The 18,902-nt window shown below is 35.0% G+C and carries 21 protein-coding genes; 5 read left to right on the top strand and 16 right to left on the bottom strand.

Going from position 1 to position 18,902, the window contains the following annotated elements; genetic code table 11:
• Positions 1-64 precede the first annotated feature (64 nt).
• Positions 65-1,270, top strand: coding sequence for an MFS transporter (locus BT156_RS19845; protein WP_072412696.1), 1,206 nt, complete (start codon positions 65-67; stop codon positions 1,268-1,270).
• 512 nt (positions 1,271-1,782) lie between these two features.
• On the opposite strand, the gene BT156_RS19840 is transcribed toward BT156_RS19845, so the two are convergent.
• Positions 1,783-3,627 carry a chloride channel protein gene (locus BT156_RS19840; RefSeq protein WP_072412670.1) on the bottom strand — a complete coding sequence of 615 codons (1,845 nt, stop codon included), beginning with the start codon at positions 3,625-3,627 and terminating at the stop codon, positions 1,783-1,785.
• A 283-nt stretch (positions 3,628-3,910) separates the two neighbouring features.
• Here BT156_RS19840 and BT156_RS19835 point away from each other — a divergent pair, with 283 nt between their 5' ends.
• From BT156_RS19835 to BT156_RS19825, 3 genes are all read left to right on the top strand, one after another.
• Complete coding sequence (locus tag BT156_RS19835; RefSeq protein WP_072412669.1) at positions 3,911-4,360, top strand: MarR family winged helix-turn-helix transcriptional regulator; 450 nt, start codon at positions 3,911-3,913, stop codon at positions 4,358-4,360.
• Between the two features lie 22 nt (positions 4,361-4,382).
• On the top strand, positions 4,383-5,231 hold the full coding sequence (locus BT156_RS19830) for an adenine nucleotide alpha hydrolase family protein (RefSeq protein WP_072412668.1): 849 nt from the start codon (positions 4,383-4,385) through the stop codon (positions 5,229-5,231).
• Between the two features lie 66 nt (positions 5,232-5,297).
• On the top strand, positions 5,298-5,705 hold the full coding sequence (locus tag BT156_RS19825) for a VOC family protein (RefSeq protein ID WP_072412667.1): 408 nt from the start codon (positions 5,298-5,300) through the stop codon (positions 5,703-5,705).
• Positions 5,706-5,792: 87 nt separating this feature from the next.
• On the opposite strand, the gene pgl is transcribed toward BT156_RS19825, so the two are convergent.
• The 3 genes from pgl to gndA are packed head-to-tail and all read right to left on the bottom strand — an operon-like array spanning position 5,793 to position 9,438.
• On the bottom strand, positions 5,793-6,503 hold the full coding sequence (pgl, locus tag BT156_RS19820) for a 6-phosphogluconolactonase (RefSeq protein WP_072412666.1): 711 nt from the start codon (positions 6,501-6,503) through the stop codon (positions 5,793-5,795).
• Positions 6,504-6,528: 25 nt separating this feature from the next.
• Positions 6,529-8,007: a glucose-6-phosphate dehydrogenase gene (gene zwf / locus BT156_RS19815; protein WP_072412665.1), complete on the bottom strand. Its 1,479-nt coding sequence runs from the start codon at positions 8,005-8,007 to the stop codon at positions 6,529-6,531.
• 12 nt (positions 8,008-8,019) lie between these two features.
• On the bottom strand, positions 8,020-9,438 hold the full coding sequence (gndA, locus tag BT156_RS19810) for an NADP-dependent phosphogluconate dehydrogenase (protein ID WP_072412664.1): 1,419 nt from the start codon (positions 9,436-9,438) through the stop codon (positions 8,020-8,022).
• Between the two features lie 428 nt (positions 9,439-9,866).
• Between gndA and mug the strand changes: the two genes are divergently transcribed.
• Positions 9,867-10,373, top strand: coding sequence for a G/U mismatch-specific DNA glycosylase (gene mug, locus BT156_RS19805; RefSeq protein ID WP_072412663.1), 507 nt, complete (start codon positions 9,867-9,869; stop codon positions 10,371-10,373).
• A gap of 79 nt (positions 10,374-10,452) precedes the next feature.
• Here the strand turns inward: mug and BT156_RS19800 are convergent, their stop codons facing one another.
• The 12 genes from BT156_RS19800 to BT156_RS19745 all read right to left on the bottom strand — a co-directional run.
• Positions 10,453-11,583 (bottom strand): alpha/beta hydrolase-fold protein, encoded by a 1,131-nt coding sequence (locus BT156_RS19800; RefSeq protein WP_083582413.1) that lies wholly within the window; start codon positions 11,581-11,583, stop codon positions 10,453-10,455.
• Between the two features lie 147 nt (positions 11,584-11,730).
• Positions 11,731-12,642 carry a hypothetical protein gene (locus BT156_RS19795; RefSeq protein WP_072412661.1) on the bottom strand — a complete coding sequence of 304 codons (912 nt, stop codon included), beginning with the start codon at positions 12,640-12,642 and terminating at the stop codon, positions 11,731-11,733.
• Between the two features lie 11 nt (positions 12,643-12,653).
• Positions 12,654-13,487 (bottom strand): hypothetical protein, encoded by an 834-nt coding sequence (locus BT156_RS19790; protein ID WP_072412660.1) that lies wholly within the window; start codon positions 13,485-13,487, stop codon positions 12,654-12,656.
• A 9-nt stretch (positions 13,488-13,496) separates the two neighbouring features.
• Complete coding sequence (locus BT156_RS19785; RefSeq protein ID WP_228430208.1) at positions 13,497-14,399, bottom strand: hypothetical protein; 903 nt, start codon at positions 14,397-14,399, stop codon at positions 13,497-13,499.
• 10 nt (positions 14,400-14,409) lie between these two features.
• Positions 14,410-14,589 carry a hypothetical protein gene (locus BT156_RS19780; protein ID WP_139255533.1) on the bottom strand — a complete coding sequence of 60 codons (180 nt, stop codon included), beginning with the start codon at positions 14,587-14,589 and terminating at the stop codon, positions 14,410-14,412.
• Between the two features lie 71 nt (positions 14,590-14,660).
• The gene (locus BT156_RS19775) at positions 14,661-14,990 is read right to left on the bottom strand and encodes a transposase (protein ID WP_072412658.1); all 330 of its coding nucleotides are present in this window, start codon (positions 14,988-14,990) and stop codon (positions 14,661-14,663) included.
• A 2-nt stretch (positions 14,991-14,992) separates the two neighbouring features.
• Entirely contained in the window at positions 14,993-15,439 is a 447-nt protein-coding gene (locus BT156_RS19770; protein WP_072412657.1) for a transposase, read from the bottom strand.
• A gap of 28 nt (positions 15,440-15,467) precedes the next feature.
• The gene (locus BT156_RS19765) at positions 15,468-15,686 is read right to left on the bottom strand and encodes a hypothetical protein (RefSeq protein WP_072412656.1); all 219 of its coding nucleotides are present in this window, start codon (positions 15,684-15,686) and stop codon (positions 15,468-15,470) included.
• A gap of 64 nt (positions 15,687-15,750) precedes the next feature.
• On the bottom strand, positions 15,751-16,551 hold the full coding sequence (locus tag BT156_RS19760) for a hypothetical protein (protein ID WP_139255532.1): 801 nt from the start codon (positions 16,549-16,551) through the stop codon (positions 15,751-15,753).
• Between the two features lie 19 nt (positions 16,552-16,570).
• Positions 16,571-17,476 (bottom strand): hypothetical protein, encoded by a 906-nt coding sequence (locus BT156_RS19755; protein ID WP_072412654.1) that lies wholly within the window; start codon positions 17,474-17,476, stop codon positions 16,571-16,573.
• Between the two features lie 18 nt (positions 17,477-17,494).
• The gene (locus BT156_RS19750) at positions 17,495-18,310 is read right to left on the bottom strand and encodes a hypothetical protein (protein ID WP_072412653.1); all 816 of its coding nucleotides are present in this window, start codon (positions 18,308-18,310) and stop codon (positions 17,495-17,497) included.
• Positions 18,311-18,568: 258 nt separating this feature from the next.
• Positions 18,569-18,902: transposase (locus tag BT156_RS19745; protein WP_139255531.1), on the bottom strand; the 334-nt coding region annotated here is incomplete at its 5' end.

The following is an 18,902-nucleotide window of genomic DNA, read 5'->3' as shown; positions in this document are numbered from 1 at the left end:
CTTTTAAAATTCATATTTATGATACTTTCTCTATTTTTGTATCGTTAAAAAATGAATAAACATGTTGTTGAAAGAAGCATCTGAAAAACGCATCAGATTAGTTACGATAATGGCCTTTATATCAATCCCGCTTTCGGGGTTCGTGACGGATATTTATTTGCCCTCATTTCCATCAATGGCCAAAGGAATGCAGGTTTCGGAAAAAGATATCCAAATCACATTAACATCTTATTTGCTTAGTTATGGGATCTGCCAGTTATTTGTAGGAAATATTCTGGATAATATCGGACGTTACCGACCTAAATTAGTAGCCTTGTTATTTTTGATCATCAGCAGTATTTTGATTACGATGACGGATAGTATTTTATTGATATGCTTACTCCGAATTCTTCAGGGCGCGGCCGTTTCTGTTCTGGTAGTTGCGACCCGTGCTATTTTCGTGGATATTTATGATGCGGAAAAAGTGAAACATTATTTAAGTTATTTTACTATTGTCTGGTCTTGCGGACCTATCTTGGCGCCATTTCTCGGCGGCTATCTTGAGAAATTATTTAACTGGCATGCTAATTTTTATTTTCTGGCTTTTTATGCAGGAGCCATATTTCTTTTTGAATTATTCTTTAGTGGTGAAAGTCTTCCGGAAAAGAAGAAAGTCAGTTTTTCAGAAAACATCAAACTCTATCAAATGATGTTGAAGAACCGCATTTTTATGTTGGGAATCTTTATTTTGGGATTAAGTTATTCAATTGTGATGTTGTTTAATATTACAGGGCCTTTTATCATTGAAAATACTTTTCATTTCACGCCCGTTGTGATTGGATATTGTACCTTGATTTTAGGATTCTCATGGATGATTGGCGGTTTTATCGGAAAAAAGAGAATTGGACTGGGCTTTAAATCCCGTATTTTACAGCCTGTTATCATACAATTAATTTTGATTGCCAGTTTAATTGCAGTTAGCTACTTTGCAGAAAGTCTTTACATTACGATTCCTTTTGCATTTTTCATCCATATTTGTTCAGGAATTTTATTTACCTCATTTTTCACTACAAGTATGTTGTATTTTCCTAAAAATGCGGGAACAGCAGGCGGATTAATGGGTGGATTGGTTTATATCATCACCTCCCTTACAAGCTTTATTATTTCTGTAAGCGGACACGTGAACGAACAAAAAGATCTGGGTTGGCGATATCTCATTATTGCCGCTTTACTTTTCGGCATTATCCTTTTGATGAGTCATACGTTGAAAAAAGAAAAAGCAGAGAATTGATCTCTGCTTTTTATATGTTATGATGTCAATAATCTCGGGATTTTCTTTTTATGAAGGATATGTAACTAAACTTTCATATTTATTTCTTCAAAAAAAATATAATATTCTACTACATTTCTACTACTCCAAGCTTAACAACAATCTAATTATCAAAAACTTAAAAATCGAAGTAAATATGCAGTACTGCTTTTTCAGAGAAAACAAAATATATTTGAAATATAAAAATCAACATTTACCATTACAAAGCAGGGGGTAGTTTTATGTCTTTTGGTTCTTTATTCTCTTTCCCTCTGCTTTATTTTAAAATAGTTAAAAAGTATCTGCAAATATCTATTTGTAGTTTTTATAAAATCAAAGAGTAGTGTTACACACTCATACTTTGTGTTTGTGTTTTTTGTGTAAACAGAGGTGATCCCAAGCCTCTGTTTTTTTTATGATTAGTCGCAGCTAAAATCAATATGCAAAATAAACTATTCTGCATATTCAATCTTTCTCATAAAAAATCAATACTATTAATCTGAATAGTCTTTCAACAGCTGTCTGTAGCTCATCAATATAGAAGATTTTGAAATAAATCCTACAAATTTATTATTTTGATCCACAACGGGAAGATTCCAGACACCGGTATCATCAAATATCTGAAGAATCTCTAAAGGTTTATTCTCCTGATGAATAATGGCCGGAGGAGCTTTCATGATTTTAATAATACTTGCCGAAGTATCTGTATCTGAAAACAAAAACGGGCGTACATCATCTATTGTAAGGATTCCGCGTAATGTTTTAGCATCATCAACAACTCCGAAAATATTTTTAGTCCCGTCTTTTACGAGCTCAAATAAATCTGCTATTGAAGCATTTTCATTCACTGTTTCTGAAAACCTGTCGATAAAATCTTCTGTTTTTAATGAAAATAATAAATTTTTATCATGCTTATTTGTGAAAATTTTCCCCTGGTCTGCTAATGATTTTAATTCAGGAGAAATGGGAGAAAACCATTTGGCGATGAGGTATGACATGATAGAAACGATCATTAAAGGAATAAAAAGATCATACCCAAAACTCGATTCTGCAATTAGAAATATGGCCGTAAGCGGTGCATATAATACGCCGCTCATTGCACCCGCCATTCCTACAAGAACAAGATTGGTTACCGGAACATCCGAAAATCCGAGATGCTGGCAGATCAAAGCAAACAAATATCCAACTGTACCTCCTGCAAAAAGTGAAGGGGCAAAATTACCGCCATTACCCCCACTAAAAATGGTAAAAGACGTTGCAAAAGCCTTTAACAGACATACCAACACTAAAAATATAATGACCGTCCATTCCTTAATTTCAAAATATCTGAAAAAGCTGTTTTCTATTATTAAATTTGTACTTCCATTCGTAAAAGCCTTTACCGTATCATATCCTTCCCCAAATAAAGGCGGAAAAAGTACGCAGAGCAATGACAAAACTGCCCCGCCAAACATAGCTTTTCGCAAACGAGACATGTTTAGACCTTTTATGAAATGTTCAACTTTTTGAGATACAATTACAAAATATCGCGCGTACAATCCCGTTGCAATCCCTAAAATAAGGTAATAAGGAACGTTTTTATAATTAAAAGGTTCTCTGGTATAAAATCTGAAAAGAATATCTTCCTGAAGTAAAATTCTTGATAAAAGACTTCCGCAAACCGCTGCAACGACCAAAGGAATAAAATCTGTGAAGACAACTCCCGTCAATAAAATTTCAAATGCAAACATGATTCCCGCAATCGGAGCATTGAAAGCCGATGCAATACCTGCTGTTGCTCCCGCAGCCAACAATAAAGTTCGCTCTTTATAGCTTAAACGATAGGTTTGAGCAAAATTAGACCCGATTGCAGCTCCGGTAACTGCAATTGGACTTTCCAACCCTGCAGAACCTCCAAGCCCGACTGTAATGGCGCTCTGAACGATTTGAGAATACATTTTAACAGAAGAAACGATACTTGAATTCTGAGCAATTTCGTATAAAATGGCACCAATTCCTTTTCTGTCCTGACCTTTAAACAACGTAAGAACAATGCTTGTCGTAAGAACAATTCCTAAAAAAGGAAAAATGATGTAGAATAAAATCTGATATTCAAAATGAACTTTAGTCGTGATAAAATTATGAATATGATGAACAAGAGTTTTCAGTATAACCCCCGCCAAACCGGCACTGCATCCTACAATAATACCCGAAAGAACAAGAAACTGACTACGGCTTAACCTGTTATTTAACCAATGAAGAATCAGCTCATAACTTCTTACTTTTTCAAGCCCGTATTTTTGAAAATCTCTTTTGAATTTTAGAAAACTTAGGTATTTTCTTTTATTATCAATTTTCACTTCTTTGAATATTTTAATTCCACCATTAAGTAAGCGGGATGTAAATTTAGGGAATTAAATTTTGTTTTTTTGAATGGAGTAAGATTGATTTTAATTTGCAGTTTCATTTTAAAACAAAAATCCGCTTTATGAAAACGGTTTAATAAATATCAGAAAGATTTTTCCAGTAATTAGTTTTAATTAAAACTAATTTTAGCTATATTTGTTAGAGTAAGTAAACGACAGATAGATTTTCTGTAATTTTCTTGTTTAATTGAATTAATGCTTCCTAATCATTAAAAATATGCCTGCAGAAGAAAACAACATATCAGAATTAGCCTTAGAACTGGGGCTCGCAATGGGCGAAATGAAAAACCGTCTGCGACAGAAAATTCAGGCAAAGATTAATGAATATGATCCTGATCTTTCTTTTGAACTTATAGAAATAATGGGACTTCTCTCTCGTAATGAAGGCATCAATCAACAGGAAATCGGAAATAAAGTGAGTAAAGACAAATCAAGCATCACTTATCTCATTAACAGCCTTGTGAAACGTGAATTCGTTCAACGGATCGAAAATAAAAATGACAGAAGAAACAAGCAGATTTATCTTACTGATAAAGGAAAACAAATCGTAGAAACGGTTTATCCATGGGCATTGGAGCTTTACAAAAAAGCTGCCGGCGATTTTAATGAAAATGAAATAAAAAACGCTCTTCTTTTAGTCAAAAAAATGACAACAAATCTCGAATAAATAATTCTTAAATTAATCTAACATGAGAACAATACTGGTACCGATTGATTTTACCTCAACCACAGAAAATGCAGTGAAAGTTGCTTCACAATGGGCAAAACAATATGAATACGAGCATATTATACTGTTGAAAACTTCTGATGAATCCGAATTCGATTATCTGCATATTGCGGAAGGCCATTCATTTGTAAATGAAGAAAGTATCAACAGTCTTTTGGAAAAAACGGAATTATTATTGAAAAATTTATCCACTATCATTCTTGAAAAATTTCCTGATCTTAAAGTTTCAAAAGCAATAAGCAACTGGACTTTAACCAGAAGCATTAATGATATTGTAAAAGAGCAGCCGTCGATAGAATTGATCGTTTTAGGCAGTGATGATCAGGCAGTTTCCAGCGACAGTGTAGTTTCGGAAAATATCATAAGCATTGCCAGAACAAGCCCTGTTAAAACTTTAATTGTTCCCAATGGTTACAGCTACAGCGAGATTAAAAATATTCTCATTCCCTGCGACATCAACGGTATTACAAAACTAGAAAGGCTGTTTAACCATAAATATATCATTCGTAAACAGGATGTAAAGTTGATGTTTTTAAATATTCTTACAAAAGAAGATCAAACAATTATAGAAGAAAAAAAGGTTGAAATTCAGGAATATATTCATCAGCATTTAACAGAAATCCCAAGCACAATCTATTATTCTTACGATAAAAATATTGTCAACGGAATTTTAACTTTTGCATCCTCAAATAAGACAGATCTTATTATTGCCCTGCCCGGCAAACATAGTTTTCTGTATTTTTTAACAAGTACAAGTATTTCAGAAGGGATTTATCAGAATGTTAATCAACCTGTTTTGATATTAAAGTAACATCTACTGACAGACTCTTGTCACAAGCCTGATCTATTTTTGTAGAATAATTTAAAATCTTCAAAAATGAATGTAGTATCAATACGTATTATTACCGCTGATGTTGAAAGTTTAGTGAAATTTTATGAGCAAATAACGGGAATTACAGCCATACAATACACCCCCGATTTTGCCGAACTGAAAACCTCTACAGCCACAATTGCTATTGGAAGCACGAAAACTCTGCAATTTTTTGGTGGCGAAAATATAGCACAACCTGCCGAAAACCGTTCTGCCATTATAGAATTTTTAGTCGAAGATGTAGACAGAGAATTTGACCGATTAAGAGATTTCCAATCTTATCAAATTGTACAGGAACCAACCGTTATGCCTTGGGGAAATAAATCTTTATTATTCCGAGATCCTGATGGAAATCTGGTTAATTTTTTTACGCCAGTTTCAAAGGAAGCTGTTGAAAAATTCAATCCAAAATAGACATAATAAAAACAGCGTCATTAAAAATTAACGACGCTGTTTTTTTATTGAAATTGATTCCATTTAAATTCAAATGATAAGCAGGTTTTAACCTCTCGCCTTCTCATCCGTAAAAAACTGCAAACCTTCTTTTTTATTAATGAGCTGCAGCGGATATAACTTAGGATTGTATTCTCCGTTTAACACTTCATTCAAAGCATGTTTTTTTGATTCACCGAATGTAACAACCAATATATTTTCAGCTTTATTGATCAATGGTTCCGTCAAAGTGATCCTGAACATTTCCTGAGGCTTCAAATAATAAGCAGCCACCCATTTTTCTTTTTCATCTAAAACTGCTTCACCCGGAAATAAAGAAGCAGTGTGCCCGTCATCCCCCATTCCTAAAAGAATAAAATCAAAAACGCCTTCATTTCCAAGAACATTTTTAATCTGCTTCTCATATTCCTTAGCATAATCTTCAGGTTCTATTCCATCCTTATACATTGGGAAAATTTGCTCTTTATTCACAGGAACTTTATCGAAAAGTGCTTCAAACGTCATTTTTGCGTTGCTTTTTTCATCATTTAAAGAAACCCATCTTTCATCAACCCAGAAAAAGTATACTTTATTCCATTCTATTTTTTCTGCATACTCTTGGGTCGCCAGCAAATTAAAAATCGCTTTTGGAGAAGAACCTCCGCTTAACGCAACCACAAAACGGTTATTTTTCAGGATAGATTTTTTTGAAAGATCAACAAAAGTATCCGCTGCCTTTTTATATAATTTATCTAAATCATCAAATACAATAATATTCATTTTCGTCTTTTTAAATTAATATATCTTAAACCCAACTATGCCCTTGTCTTTCAACCAATGCAATACTTTCTTGCGGCCCCCAACCTCCAGCTTCATAGTTTGGAAAAGATGCTTTACCATCCTGCCAGGCTTCCTGAATTGTTTTTACAACATCCCAGGCTTCTTCCACCTGATCCGAACGCATAAATAAAGTAAGATCACCCAAAAGTGCATCCAACAACAACGTTTCGTAAGCTTCCGGAGTATCTTCCTGACAGGCAAAATTATCAAAGATCATTTCAACAGGTTTTAAAACCAATGAAAGTCCCGGTTTTTTTGCCATAAACTGCAGTCTGATATCCATTAACGGCTGAATATTAATAATCAGTCTGTTAGCCGATAATTGCTGTGAACTTTCTGAAAAAGTTGAATGCGGAAGCGGTTTAAACTGAATCGTAATATAAGAATGCTTCTCTTTCATTTTCTTTCCGGTACGAACGTAAAAAGGAACATCCTGCCATCTTTCGTTGTCCAGATAGAATTTTACCGCTGCAAAAGTTTCTGTATTAGAGTCTTCGGCAATTCCTTCTTCCTGACGATATGCTTTAGCCTGTACTCCATTTACAACTCCTTTTCCATACTGACCCCTCACTGCGTAATGATCAACCTGATCTTCTGAAATTCTGCGAATCGATTTCAAGACATCTACTTTACGGTCTCTGATCTCGCCCGATTCCAGTGAAGCAGGCGGTTCCATCGCAACCATACACAATATCTGTAACAGGTGATTTTGAATCATATCTCTCAATGCTCCTGTCTGCTCGTAGAAACTTCCTCTCGTTTCAACGCCAACCTCTTCGGCTACCGTAATTTGTACCGATTCTATGTATTTATGATCCCATAAAGGCTCAAAAATAGAATTTCCAAATCTGAACGCCAATATATTCTGTACCGTTTCTTTTCCTAAATAATGGTCGATACGGTAGATCTGTTCTTCTTCAAACGTCTCAGCCAATAAACCATTCAGTTCTATCGCCGATTGTTTATCATGACCAAAAGGTTTTTCGATAATAATTCTGTCCCTTTTAGGATCAGAAGCTAATGAAGTATTTTTGATATGATTGGAAATGGTGGAAACAAAATTGGGTCCGATAGATAAATAAAACAACCTGTTCCCTCTTGTTCCGTAAACCGTATCCAATTCCTTTAATTTCTGATGAAGATTCTTATAAGAGCTTTCCTCATCCAATTGATGCTGAAAATAGGTAATATGAGCCTGAAAACCTGCCCAATCTTCTGAAGTTATCTTTTTTCTTGAGAAATTTTCAAGATTTTCTTTAATGTAATTTTTAAAATATTCATTGGTATTATCCGCTCGTCCGAGTGCTACAATATTAAAACCTTTAGGCATTCTGCCATCGATATATAAATTATAAAACGCCGGAAAAAGTTTTCTTTTTGCCAAATCTCCTGTAGCCCCAAAAATGATAATTGTAGTTGGGTGCAAGGCCTTATTTTCAGTCATTTTCCCGAATTTTTAATGAGTTGCAGTTTGCCATAAAGTGTGGAAGATACCTTCTCTGTCTGTACGCTGATACGTATGAGCTCCAAAATAATCACGCTGAGCCTGAATTAAATTAACAGGAAGAGATTCCGTTGTATAAGCATCAAAATATCCTAAAGCAGTCTGAATTCCTAAGCTTGAAACTCCGTTTGAAGCAGCAAAAGCAGCCGTTTTTCTTAATGAACTGATTTTATCTTTAACGATAACAGAAATATCCTGATCCAATAAAATATTAGATAAATTAGAATCTTTAGTATATGCTACATAAAACTTTTCAAGTAAGACCGAACGGATGATACAACCCCCTCTCCAGATTTTCACAACATCTTTTAAGGGAATTTCAAACTGATATTCTTCAGAAGCTTTTACCAATAAAGCCAGACCTTGTGCATAGCTGATTAATGTGGCCAAATACAAAGCATCTCCTACTTCTTTGATGAATAATTCTGTATTTTCCGGAGTCGAAATTTCATTTTTAACATATAATTGAGAAGCCTGAACTCTCTCATCTTTATATGCCGATAAAATTCTTGAAGTCACCGCAATATCAATAGTTGGGATAGAAACCCCGATTTCCATGGCCTGCTCGGAAGTCCATTTTCCGGTTCCTTTTGCTCCGGCTTTATCTAAGATCTGATCAACAAGATAACCATCCGTCAATGAATCTTTCTGTTGGAAAATATCTCTTGTGATCTCGATCAGGAATGAGTTCATTTCACCATTATTCCATTCTTTGAAAACGTTGTAAAGCTGATCGTTATTTAGTTTCGCTCCTTTTTTTAGTAAATCGTAAGCTTCGCTAATGAGCTGCATGATAGCATATTCAATTCCGTTGTGTACCATTTTTACATAGTTTCCGGCAGAACCTTTCCCCATGTAAGCTGTACATGCTTCGTTATCAACCTTTGCAGAAATTGCTTCCAACATGGGCTGAAGAAGATGGAAAGCTTCCAAATCTCCGCCAGGCATGATACTCGGGCCTGTTCTGGCACCTTTTTCACCTCCGGAAACTCCCATTCCCATAAAATGCAGGTTTTTTGAAGCTAAATCGGCAACACGTCTGTTTGTGTCTTTGAAATAAGAATTACCCGCATCAATAACAATATCTCCTTTGCTTAAAAGTGGCGTAATACTATCCAGAACTGCATCTACGGGTTTTCCGGCAGGAACCATCAGAATGATTTTCCTTGGCGATTCTAATGCAGATACAAAATCTTCTAAAGTAGCAGTGCCTTTCACCTTCATTTCCGAAGTCGCACCATCCTGTAATTCTTTTACTTTTTCGGTATCAAGATCAAATCCTGCGATCGAAAAGCCATTATCGGCAATATTATAAAGAAGATTCCTCCCCATCACTCCGAGACCGATCATCCCGTAATTATATTTATCCATTTTTATTGATATTTATATGAATTCTATTTTACGGAGTATAAAATTACGAAAATGCTAATTAGTAAAAAAATAAATGGATGGAAAAATATTTTAGAACAATAATGCAAAGGCTGCCGAATGTATTAAAAGCATCTTTCAAAGAAACACAAAACACAAAAAATCAACACTTTAAAATCATTAAAATATAATCAAAGAATAATGTTGAATAATAATGTTTTATTTTTTTTTAGATTAAAAAAAATTTACAAATTTCCAGTTAAATAACCATTAGAAATTAGATAAAATGGCTTGTCTATTCGTCAAAATAGCGAATGTAAGTTTAAACGATACCAGGAAAGCCATGACGGCTTTTAAAACTCAAAGAATATTTAAAATTCGTTTGAATGCATTTAAAAACATTCATTAATATTATAAATTAATTTCTACCTATGTTAACAGATATTATCAGTAAAAATCTTGAAGTTATTTTCGTTGGGATCAATCCCGGTTTAAAATCTGCCGAAGACGGACATCATTTCTCAGGAAAAAACAACCGTTTTTGGAAAGTTCTTCATTTATCAGGTTTTACACCTTATAAAATCGAAGCAGAAAATGATATCGAGATTTTAAATTTTGGATATGGTTTGACAACTGCGGTAGCCAGAGCAACTTCAAGAGCAGACGAACTTTCAAAAGAAGATTTTGATAAATCTCTTGAGTTTTTCAAGGTTAAAATGAAGAAATTTCAGCCAAAATATATTGCGTTTTTAGGGAAAGTTGCTTACAAAACCTTTTCAGGGAAAAAGCAGATTGATTGGGGGCTGCAATCTGAAGATTTTCTAGGATCGAAAGTCTGGATTTTGCCTAATCCAAGCGGTTTGAATCGGGGATTTTCGCTTGAAGATTTAATTATTCATTATTCTGAACTTTATAACGCAAGTAATGAGAAAATATAATTAAGCTTTTTCATATTTTCCTAAATATAATTTTATCGTATTGAATTTTAATTCAAATTAATCAAAAAAAACATTCAAACTATCTGAAAATTTTCTGCGCAAACTGATAAAGGCATCTTCTCCAAGTCAGCCATTCGTGGTATGTTTGAGGAGATTTGTATTGAAAATAGGGATATTTATTTTGATTTAAATAATTAATTATGATTTGATTATATTCAAAAAACCTTATATTTTCTTTTTCTCCAATTCCGATAAAGAAGAAGGGTTTTTGTTTTGATTTTAATAAATTACTGATAGGGAGTTCTTTAAAAGGTTGATCCTCTGTCCCTTCATAAATAACAGGGCTGAAAGAACCAATTGCTGAAAATAACCCGGGATGATTTGCTCCGATCAGCATCGCCTGGTAACTCCCGCGAGAAAGACCTGCAATGGCTTTTCTACCGTCAGTTTTATATTTTTTTTCAATGTACGGAATCAATTCCTGAACAATGATCTTATCTAGATTTTTAGTTGAAAGAACCGTTCTTGGATAATTGTCAGGTATTTTTTCCTGTTCAGGAGTCAGTGCAACGCCGTAATCCATTACTACAATCATTTCTTTCGCCTTTTTTTCAGCAAAAAGATTGTCGAGGATATTTCTGATGTAACCTTGCTTTTCCCAGCCCGTAATATCTTCACCGGTTCCGTGGTAAAGGTATAAAACCGGAAATTTTTTAGTCCCGTAATTAGGAGGAAGATACACTTTGAAATTTCGTTTTCCCACGGTAATTTTCGAAATTAAACCGTCATCAACAATTTTTCCGTGCTTTACATTTTTCTCAAAGAAAAAATCTTCACCGGAAGGAATTTCAATTCCGCTTGTTGGCTGACCATAACCGAAATAAAGTTCTGTATCGGGATCATTTGTACGTTTACCATCCACATTGAACCAATAATAATGAAACCCAATTTCCATGGACGAAGTGGAGATATTCCAAAAACCATTTCTATCTTTAGCAATAACAGATTTTAAATCCTGCATCCCGTCTCCCCCATCTAAAACAACAGATTTGGCATCCGGAAAATAAACTTTAAACTGAGCTTGTCTTTCTGTATTAATTTTCGGAAACACCTTTCCCTCCAATGCTGTTGAGGAAGTTGTATAATCCTGGGAAAACATCATAGCTGAACACAAACCCAGAATAGAGGTTATTGTCTTTAAATTTTGCATTTATTTCGTTTTAGAATAATAGAAAGTTGTGTAATTTATGGATTTTAACTTAAAAAAAGCTGAACTTCGATATGAAGTCCAGCTTTTTTATGATGTATCTAAAATTTAATTAGTAACAAAGTATTTAATGAAAAACTATATATAATTCTATTGTTCCACGATCGTAAGTGCATTATAAACTCCTGAACCTGAAGTATCAAACTGACTGACCGTGCTGTCTAAAAATGCTACTGTAATCCATGTAAAAGGTCTTAATTTATCACCTTTGTTCAGATAAACACTCACCGTACAGGCAGAACCTACAGGTATTTTATTAGGAGCTGATCCGGTATCCGAAGAATAACCATTATTGGTTTTTACTCTTTGAGTGATCGTCCCCGCAGGATTTCTGACCTCCCAAATAGCCTCTGTCTGGTTATTTGACCCCGTATTTACCTGGCTGCTTAGCAATGCAAACGTAAAAGTGGCAAAATATACCCCAGCTCGTGGTGCTACAAATTCGCCCGTCGCAGGATTGAAATTAGTATTCGGTACTCCTGAATCTGAGTCTAATATTTCCGTCCAATTCGTCAGATAAGATGATCTTCGCTGAACAATACCGGATTTTGTTCCTATTTCCGAAGGAGTTCCGCTTTCAAATACATAAGTATCCTGTGTTGTTTTACTGGCCATTACTACGATTCTGGGTTTTCCTTTAGGATAAAAACTGACCCAATTGGTACCATCAGAAAATTCAAGATAACCTTTAACACCAATTGCCGGACTTGCAACATAGCGTAAAGCGCCCGATCCGGCCTGCACGGCTGTTTTATCTGTATTACCTATAGCAACCGAACCATTGGTACCACTACGCAAATCTATCGCAACCTTTGGAGCAGGAACCCCAACACCTATTTTCCCTGCATTGTCAACAACTACATTACCTGCATCGGTTTTAATTTCGACAGGATTTGTAGGATTGGGTACCCCCAATCCTATTTGGGCATTAACCTCTGTTGTTAAGAATAACATTGGTATAAAAGCACTTGCTAAACTTTTTATTTTATTTTTTCGTATCATTTTTATACCTTTTATAATTCGCTAATGCTTAAATTATTTAATTTACCGTCATTCAAAGTATTTCTTGCACTTCCTATATTATGTTTAACACTAAATTTGATAGTATCATCTTTTTTAAGGTTAAAAATAGCATTGCAATTCCCGCTTATATAATTACTTACTGCACCGGACTGAAATGCAGGATAGGAATTCACCGTTTTATATATTGGAATATTATTCGTCAGTCTACTACTTTCAATTGCCGTTTCTATAAAGGTATTTTTAGGAATATTACCATTAGCTAAAGTAATACTGAAAGAAACGAGGTAAAACCCATCACGTGGAGCGGTAAAAGTATCATCATTGTTAAAATCACCACCTAAGTCAACGGTTTCAGTCCAGCCATCGATATAAGTAACAGTATTATTAGGTATACTTTCAACAGAGCTTTTACTGGCATTGACAAGTGCTTTAGTTGGTGGTGCAAGTGGCAGGGAAATCCATTGTTCCCCATCAGAATAGTCAAGAAAACCACCTGAGTTATAGCGAATAGCACCGGCACCAGCCGCAGCAGGAGTTTGTGTATTGGTACCAACACCAATAATCCCTTCATTATCTGGTGAACGGAAATCTACTTTAGTCACAGGATTTAAAAGTCCTACTCCCAGTTTACCGTCCGAAGTTACTACCACATCATTGGATAGCTTTGTTGCATCTGATGTGGCACCGTTATCCTTTGCAGCATCTATTTGGAGGGGATGCGACGGATTTGGAGTAAAAAGTCCCACCTGCGCAGTCATTTTACTTGCCGAAACAATTAAAATACAAGTCAATAATTTATATATGAAATCAATTTTCTTTTTCATGATCTATCTTTAATGTTCTATAATGGTTAAATTATTAAACCCATCATCTGGATTTGCCGGATCTGAAGAATCCGTTGTTACTCTAAGTGGCACAGAACCAGTCGTTACAAGGTTATGGAGTAATCTTGCTACTACTCTTGTACCTGCGGTCAGGGTAAGTGTAACTGTACTCGATCCTCCTGCTTGTGTAGAGCGGGTAAAACCCGCATCGTCAGAAGTTCCTGTCATTGATTGTCCAAATGTTTTATAAACACTCGCCAAAACAGTATTCGACACAGGGTTATAAAATTGTGACTCAACTCTTGAAGCGTCATTAATAACGGTACTGTTGAAATTAAAGGTTAATAAAAATGTATAAGTACCATCACGAGGAGCTGTAAATTCACCATTGGAGACATTAAAACTGCTACTCATATCACGAATCACATTCCAATTGGTAATGGTAGTGGCTGAACCTTGTGTTATTGATTGAGCTGAAACTTTACGCACAACTACCACCGCTTTTTGAGGGGCAACATAAGCCTTATTCCATACAGAACCATCTGAAACTTCTATTTTCGCTCCTGCCGGTGCATGAATCACATCATATCGTACAGCGCCTGCGCCTGCGCCTGCAGCTGTCATCGTGGTAACACCTAGACCTAAAGCATTTTCGGTTGCAACCGATCTCATATCTAATTTTACCTGTGGATTAAGAACTCCTACTCCAATAAAACCTGTAGTTTTGTTAATAATAAAATCATTAGCTACTTGTGTTGCAGTTGGTGTACCAACAGCTGCATTATCCTTAGAACCATCTACGTGAAAAGCTCCTTGCGGATTTGAAGTCCCTATACCTGTTTGAGCAGAAACCAGCCCTCCATATCCATAGAACATTGACAATAGCAATATTCTATGTATTTCTTTATTCATCATTTTCATTTTAAATATTGTAGTATTGGTCGTTTAGAAGATGAGTATTGTTCAATGTCTGAGATAAGAACTCTTCTGGGATTACTGAAGAATCCCTTTTCATTACATCATAGTTTACTTTAGCATCTACTCTACTAATTCCCGCTTGAGCAGAAACTAATGAAGATGCTAAAGAAGCCAATGATGGCATTTTTTTTTTCATTTTGTATGTATTTAATTATGTTTAGATTGTATAATGGGTATCAGAAAAATTGAAATTTCTTACAGTAAAAACTTATTTTTCCATTTTGTCACGGTGTTTCTGCTTAGCTTAAAATGCTTGGCAAGCTGGGAGTTATTGAGCTTATTCTTTTTCTGATATTCTAATATTTTAACAATAGTTGATTTACTGTAAGACCGATGCTTTTGATTAAATTCAGAATTTTCTTTAGAACTTTTATTGAAAAGAATTTGGCTGATCTCTATAACATCCAGAGTTGATAAATTAGCTTTAGATAATAATTGATCGCATATTTCTCTTTTTTCAGGATATTTTATAGTAATCATATCGCTGTATATTCTTTTATAATCAGGTGTGTTTTGTAGGTTCATCTTTATTTATCTTTTTTTAAGTGATTATACTTGCTTATCCATTTATACAGAGTCGTTTTCGGAATTCTATATTCTGCTATGATCTGTGATTTCGTTTTATTGCCATTTTCAAGCTGCTCCAACACAAAATCTACCATTTCTTTTGTGTAAATATTTTTTCTGTACTGTGTAAATGAAGATTTTTTATTGATAGAATTATTATAATGAGCATTGGCCGGAGGAGCATACAAAATCAGGTGTTGAGAATAGAGCCTGAAAAAATCATATTCCAGCAACGTGCTCATTCTCAAAACAATTTCAATATCCAAAGATTTTTGAGATTGTATTTTTTCCCACTCTGAATCTGTGCATTTTAAAAATTTGCAGATACGAAATGAATCCATTCCTTTTTCCGCAACGCGCTCACGTATTAAGTTTCCTATGTGGATATTTTTCAGATCAAGTATCATGAATGAAAATATTTAAAGTTTGTGTTTTTTAATAGGTGGTAACATAAATATCTCTTATTTTGTTATCCGAATTCTCTGTACAATATAAAAACAGCCTTTTTTTGATTAACCCGAAAAAATATCTTTTCAGCGTACATTCATATCCTACAGCCTGTACCTTTTCGATTTTATAACCTTTCAGCTTTAACAAAATCTGAGCTTCTAAGATTGTTTTCCCTACAAGTACCTCATAGTTATCTTGTTGCATTATTTTTCAATAGTATTTAATAAAGAAAATTCTCATTTGTGCTTTCAGAATAATTAAGCCTGAATTATAACATCCTTTCAATACTTACACTGCTTTCTGCTGAACCCCCAAAACCGTAACTACTTATAGACCAAGAAGAACCATCCAGCACAAGACGGAATCTAACATCATTATTAACATCCAGAAATAGAACACTGTCCGTAGAAACAAGATAATTTCCGACATTGATAAAAGGAGACGCAATTCCTGACATGTAAGCCTTTTCTTCCCCATTCACCACTACCACAATAGTAATTCGGGCTCCGTTAAAATCAAAACCTGCTGTAAAGCCACTGAATAGTACATTAAAATTAATTCTGTATAATCCTTTCTGTCTTATCCTGAAGGTTTCGGAATCTCTTACAACAGACAGATAATCAGAAAACTGTGAACTGTTTGAGGGAACGGAAAATTTCAGATTATCAGAACTGCAAAGCTGTAAAAGCTGTCCGAAAAGATCAGACGTGGAAAGGCAGGTCATATTTGTACTGTTGATACTCGCCCGCGTCCATGTTGTTGACTTGTTTTTAGCGTTAAAAGCCTGTTTCCACTTTGTTCCGTCATAAACTTTGGTAAGACTTTCACCTTTATTGTACATCAGCATAGCTTCCATTGTGGCATCGTCATCGTATTTATCGGGTTGAGCAATGTTGTATTTTGGTAAGACCGTTTCGTTTTCTGCAACAGGAAGAATCAATACTTTTTGTCCTGAATTTTGAAGCTCCAGCTGAGTATTAGTACTTGAAAGCGTTGAACCTCCGATCACAACCTGGGAATTTGCCAACATAAATCCCAACATACCTATAAATGCTAAATATTTTTTCATGTGTTTTATTTTTATGGGATTATCTTAATTTCTGAATATTCACAAAGGTTTCTCTATGATCTAAAGAATTTGAAAAAGTAGAGATCACAGAATTCGTATTTACAGCAGCCTGAAGCCTTATTCTAGAGTTTGCAGGTAGTGTAACCGAAGCAGAAACACTTGCACTTTTATTTCCGCCCTGTCCAAGATCAATGAAGATTCCGCCGTAGAGTTTGGTTTCTTCAAATGCCAGTGTAGACCAAGTCGTTCCTCCGTCGTAACTTACATCAATGCTTACCCAAAACGTAGCATCTTTCCCCAAAGAACCTAGAGAAAAACCTCCAAATCCTGTAACTCCGGAAATATGATACAAACCGGCTTGCGGTATTTGGATCACATTATCGGCTCCGCTTGTCGGTGTCGTGGTATTCAGATTATTAACTAACAATTGAGATCTGTTTGTGATCGGAGAAAGTGAAATAGTCTGTTTACTGTTGCTTCCAAAAAGCGCTAAAATACTACATGTACTTACGGTTATTGGTGTAAATGGCGGAAAAGGATTGGGAACCTGTACACCTACACAATTCCATGTTTTTGAATTATCTGCCTTCCTTCTCGTTAAAAAAGGATTGTACCATCCTCCAAGCTGAAGTGCTGGAATCCATGTTGTTCCGTCATATTTATAATATTGTTTGTCTTCTTTATTGTACAGAATTGCACCTTCCAGAGGAGCTTCATCGTTAAAATAATCTTCCTGGGTATTATTAAATAACGGAAAAGTTGTAATATTTTCAGCACGGCTAAAAATCACACCTTTATTGGCATCTTTTACGTCCAGTAAAGCATTTTGATGAGCAGAACCAGTCGTTTTGGAAATCATCACCTGCGCATTGAAAAACGTTGCGGCAAGTAAAGCTGCAGCCGATAAATATAGTTTAGGATACATAATTTTAGAATTAATGATTTATAAAACAATTTTTTCGAAAATCAGCTCACCTGTTCCATACGTATTGTTGTTCTGAAAGCTGGTCGATGAGTTCACCAAAGGTGAAAATCCGGATTGCATAAAACCCTGCAAGCGAATTTTTTCTCCGGCATTTACCTGCAAAACGATCGATCCGTTGAAGACAGGTGAATATCCCAAATTGTCGTTATCACTTGTAAAAGATTTGTAATCAATTGTTGAGAATGCTGTAGGCGTTGCAGCTGCTGCTTTTTGGAGCCTTAACTGAATCTCATCCGTATTCAGTCCGTTAAAAGTTGCATAACCTCTGTAAGTAATTCTGTACAAAGCTGTTTCGTTTACCGTTACAACATTTGAAGCTAAAGAAAGGTTGATAGAACTTCCCTGAAAATCTACACTTCCGTTATTGATAAGCTGTACTGTTCCTGAAGCCGTACAACCATACGGTGGAAGAAAACCTCCGTTACAGGAAAGATTAAGATTAGCTGAACGCGAAAAATGTGCAAAATACTGTGGTCTGACTTCCACAACATAATTGTAGATACTAGACCAATTGGTTCCATCATGCTCGTAAATTGTACCATTGTCTTTACTGTAAGCTACTGCCCCTCTGAAATTGTTGTCATTATCGGGGTCTGCCGCATTGGTAATTTGTGAAACCACGGGGATCAACACCGCTTTTGATGGTGTCGGAGATTTCACATCCAGAATAGAATTCTTATGCGGTTCGTGGTCGGCGGGATTGGGAGCAATAGCTATTTGAGCATGGCACAAAGTTCCCAAAACAAAGAGCGAAATAAAATAGTGTTTTTTCATCATCACCTTTTTTAAATGATACTAAATGTAAATTGGATCAAACGCAATTTTCAAAAGCAACATATTTTTTAATCATTCTTCAATATGTGTTTTTAGAATGTGTATAACGAAGACTCAGAAATAATTCAATTGTTTAATTAGATTACAGTGCAATGTTAGAAACTTTTAAAGTTCGCTTCAAAATGATAGGGGTTGTAAATTCCGAAATTTTAACTTAAAAAATAAATCAATAATTAACTTATTTAACCTGAGTTCGGGTTAAGCGAAGTTTAAGAATAATTGACCATCATTTACTTTTTTTAAATTTAATGATGGTTTTTTTGGAAAGAAACAATACGCAGTAAGGCTTCCCAAAATATTTATCATAAAGTTGTTTACACTTCTATGACGAGTGTGCTCCACTTGACAATGATTTTTCAATTCATCGTTTATCGTCTCAATGATCGCTCTTTTGCGAAGTAAAATTTTGTCTTCCATCTTCATAATATGGTTCTTCATATTCTTGCGAAGTTTAGTAAAAAGCTGAATTCCATCCGAAAAAAGCATCTCCCACAAAACTTTTGAGAGATATCCTTTGTCGGCGAAAAGTTTT

Source organism: Chryseobacterium limigenitum, from assembly GCF_900114875.1.
In the GTDB taxonomy this organism is placed as follows: domain Bacteria; phylum Bacteroidota; class Bacteroidia; order Flavobacteriales; family Weeksellaceae; genus Chryseobacterium; species Chryseobacterium limigenitum.
This window is presented reverse-complemented; position numbering and strand designations above follow the sequence as displayed.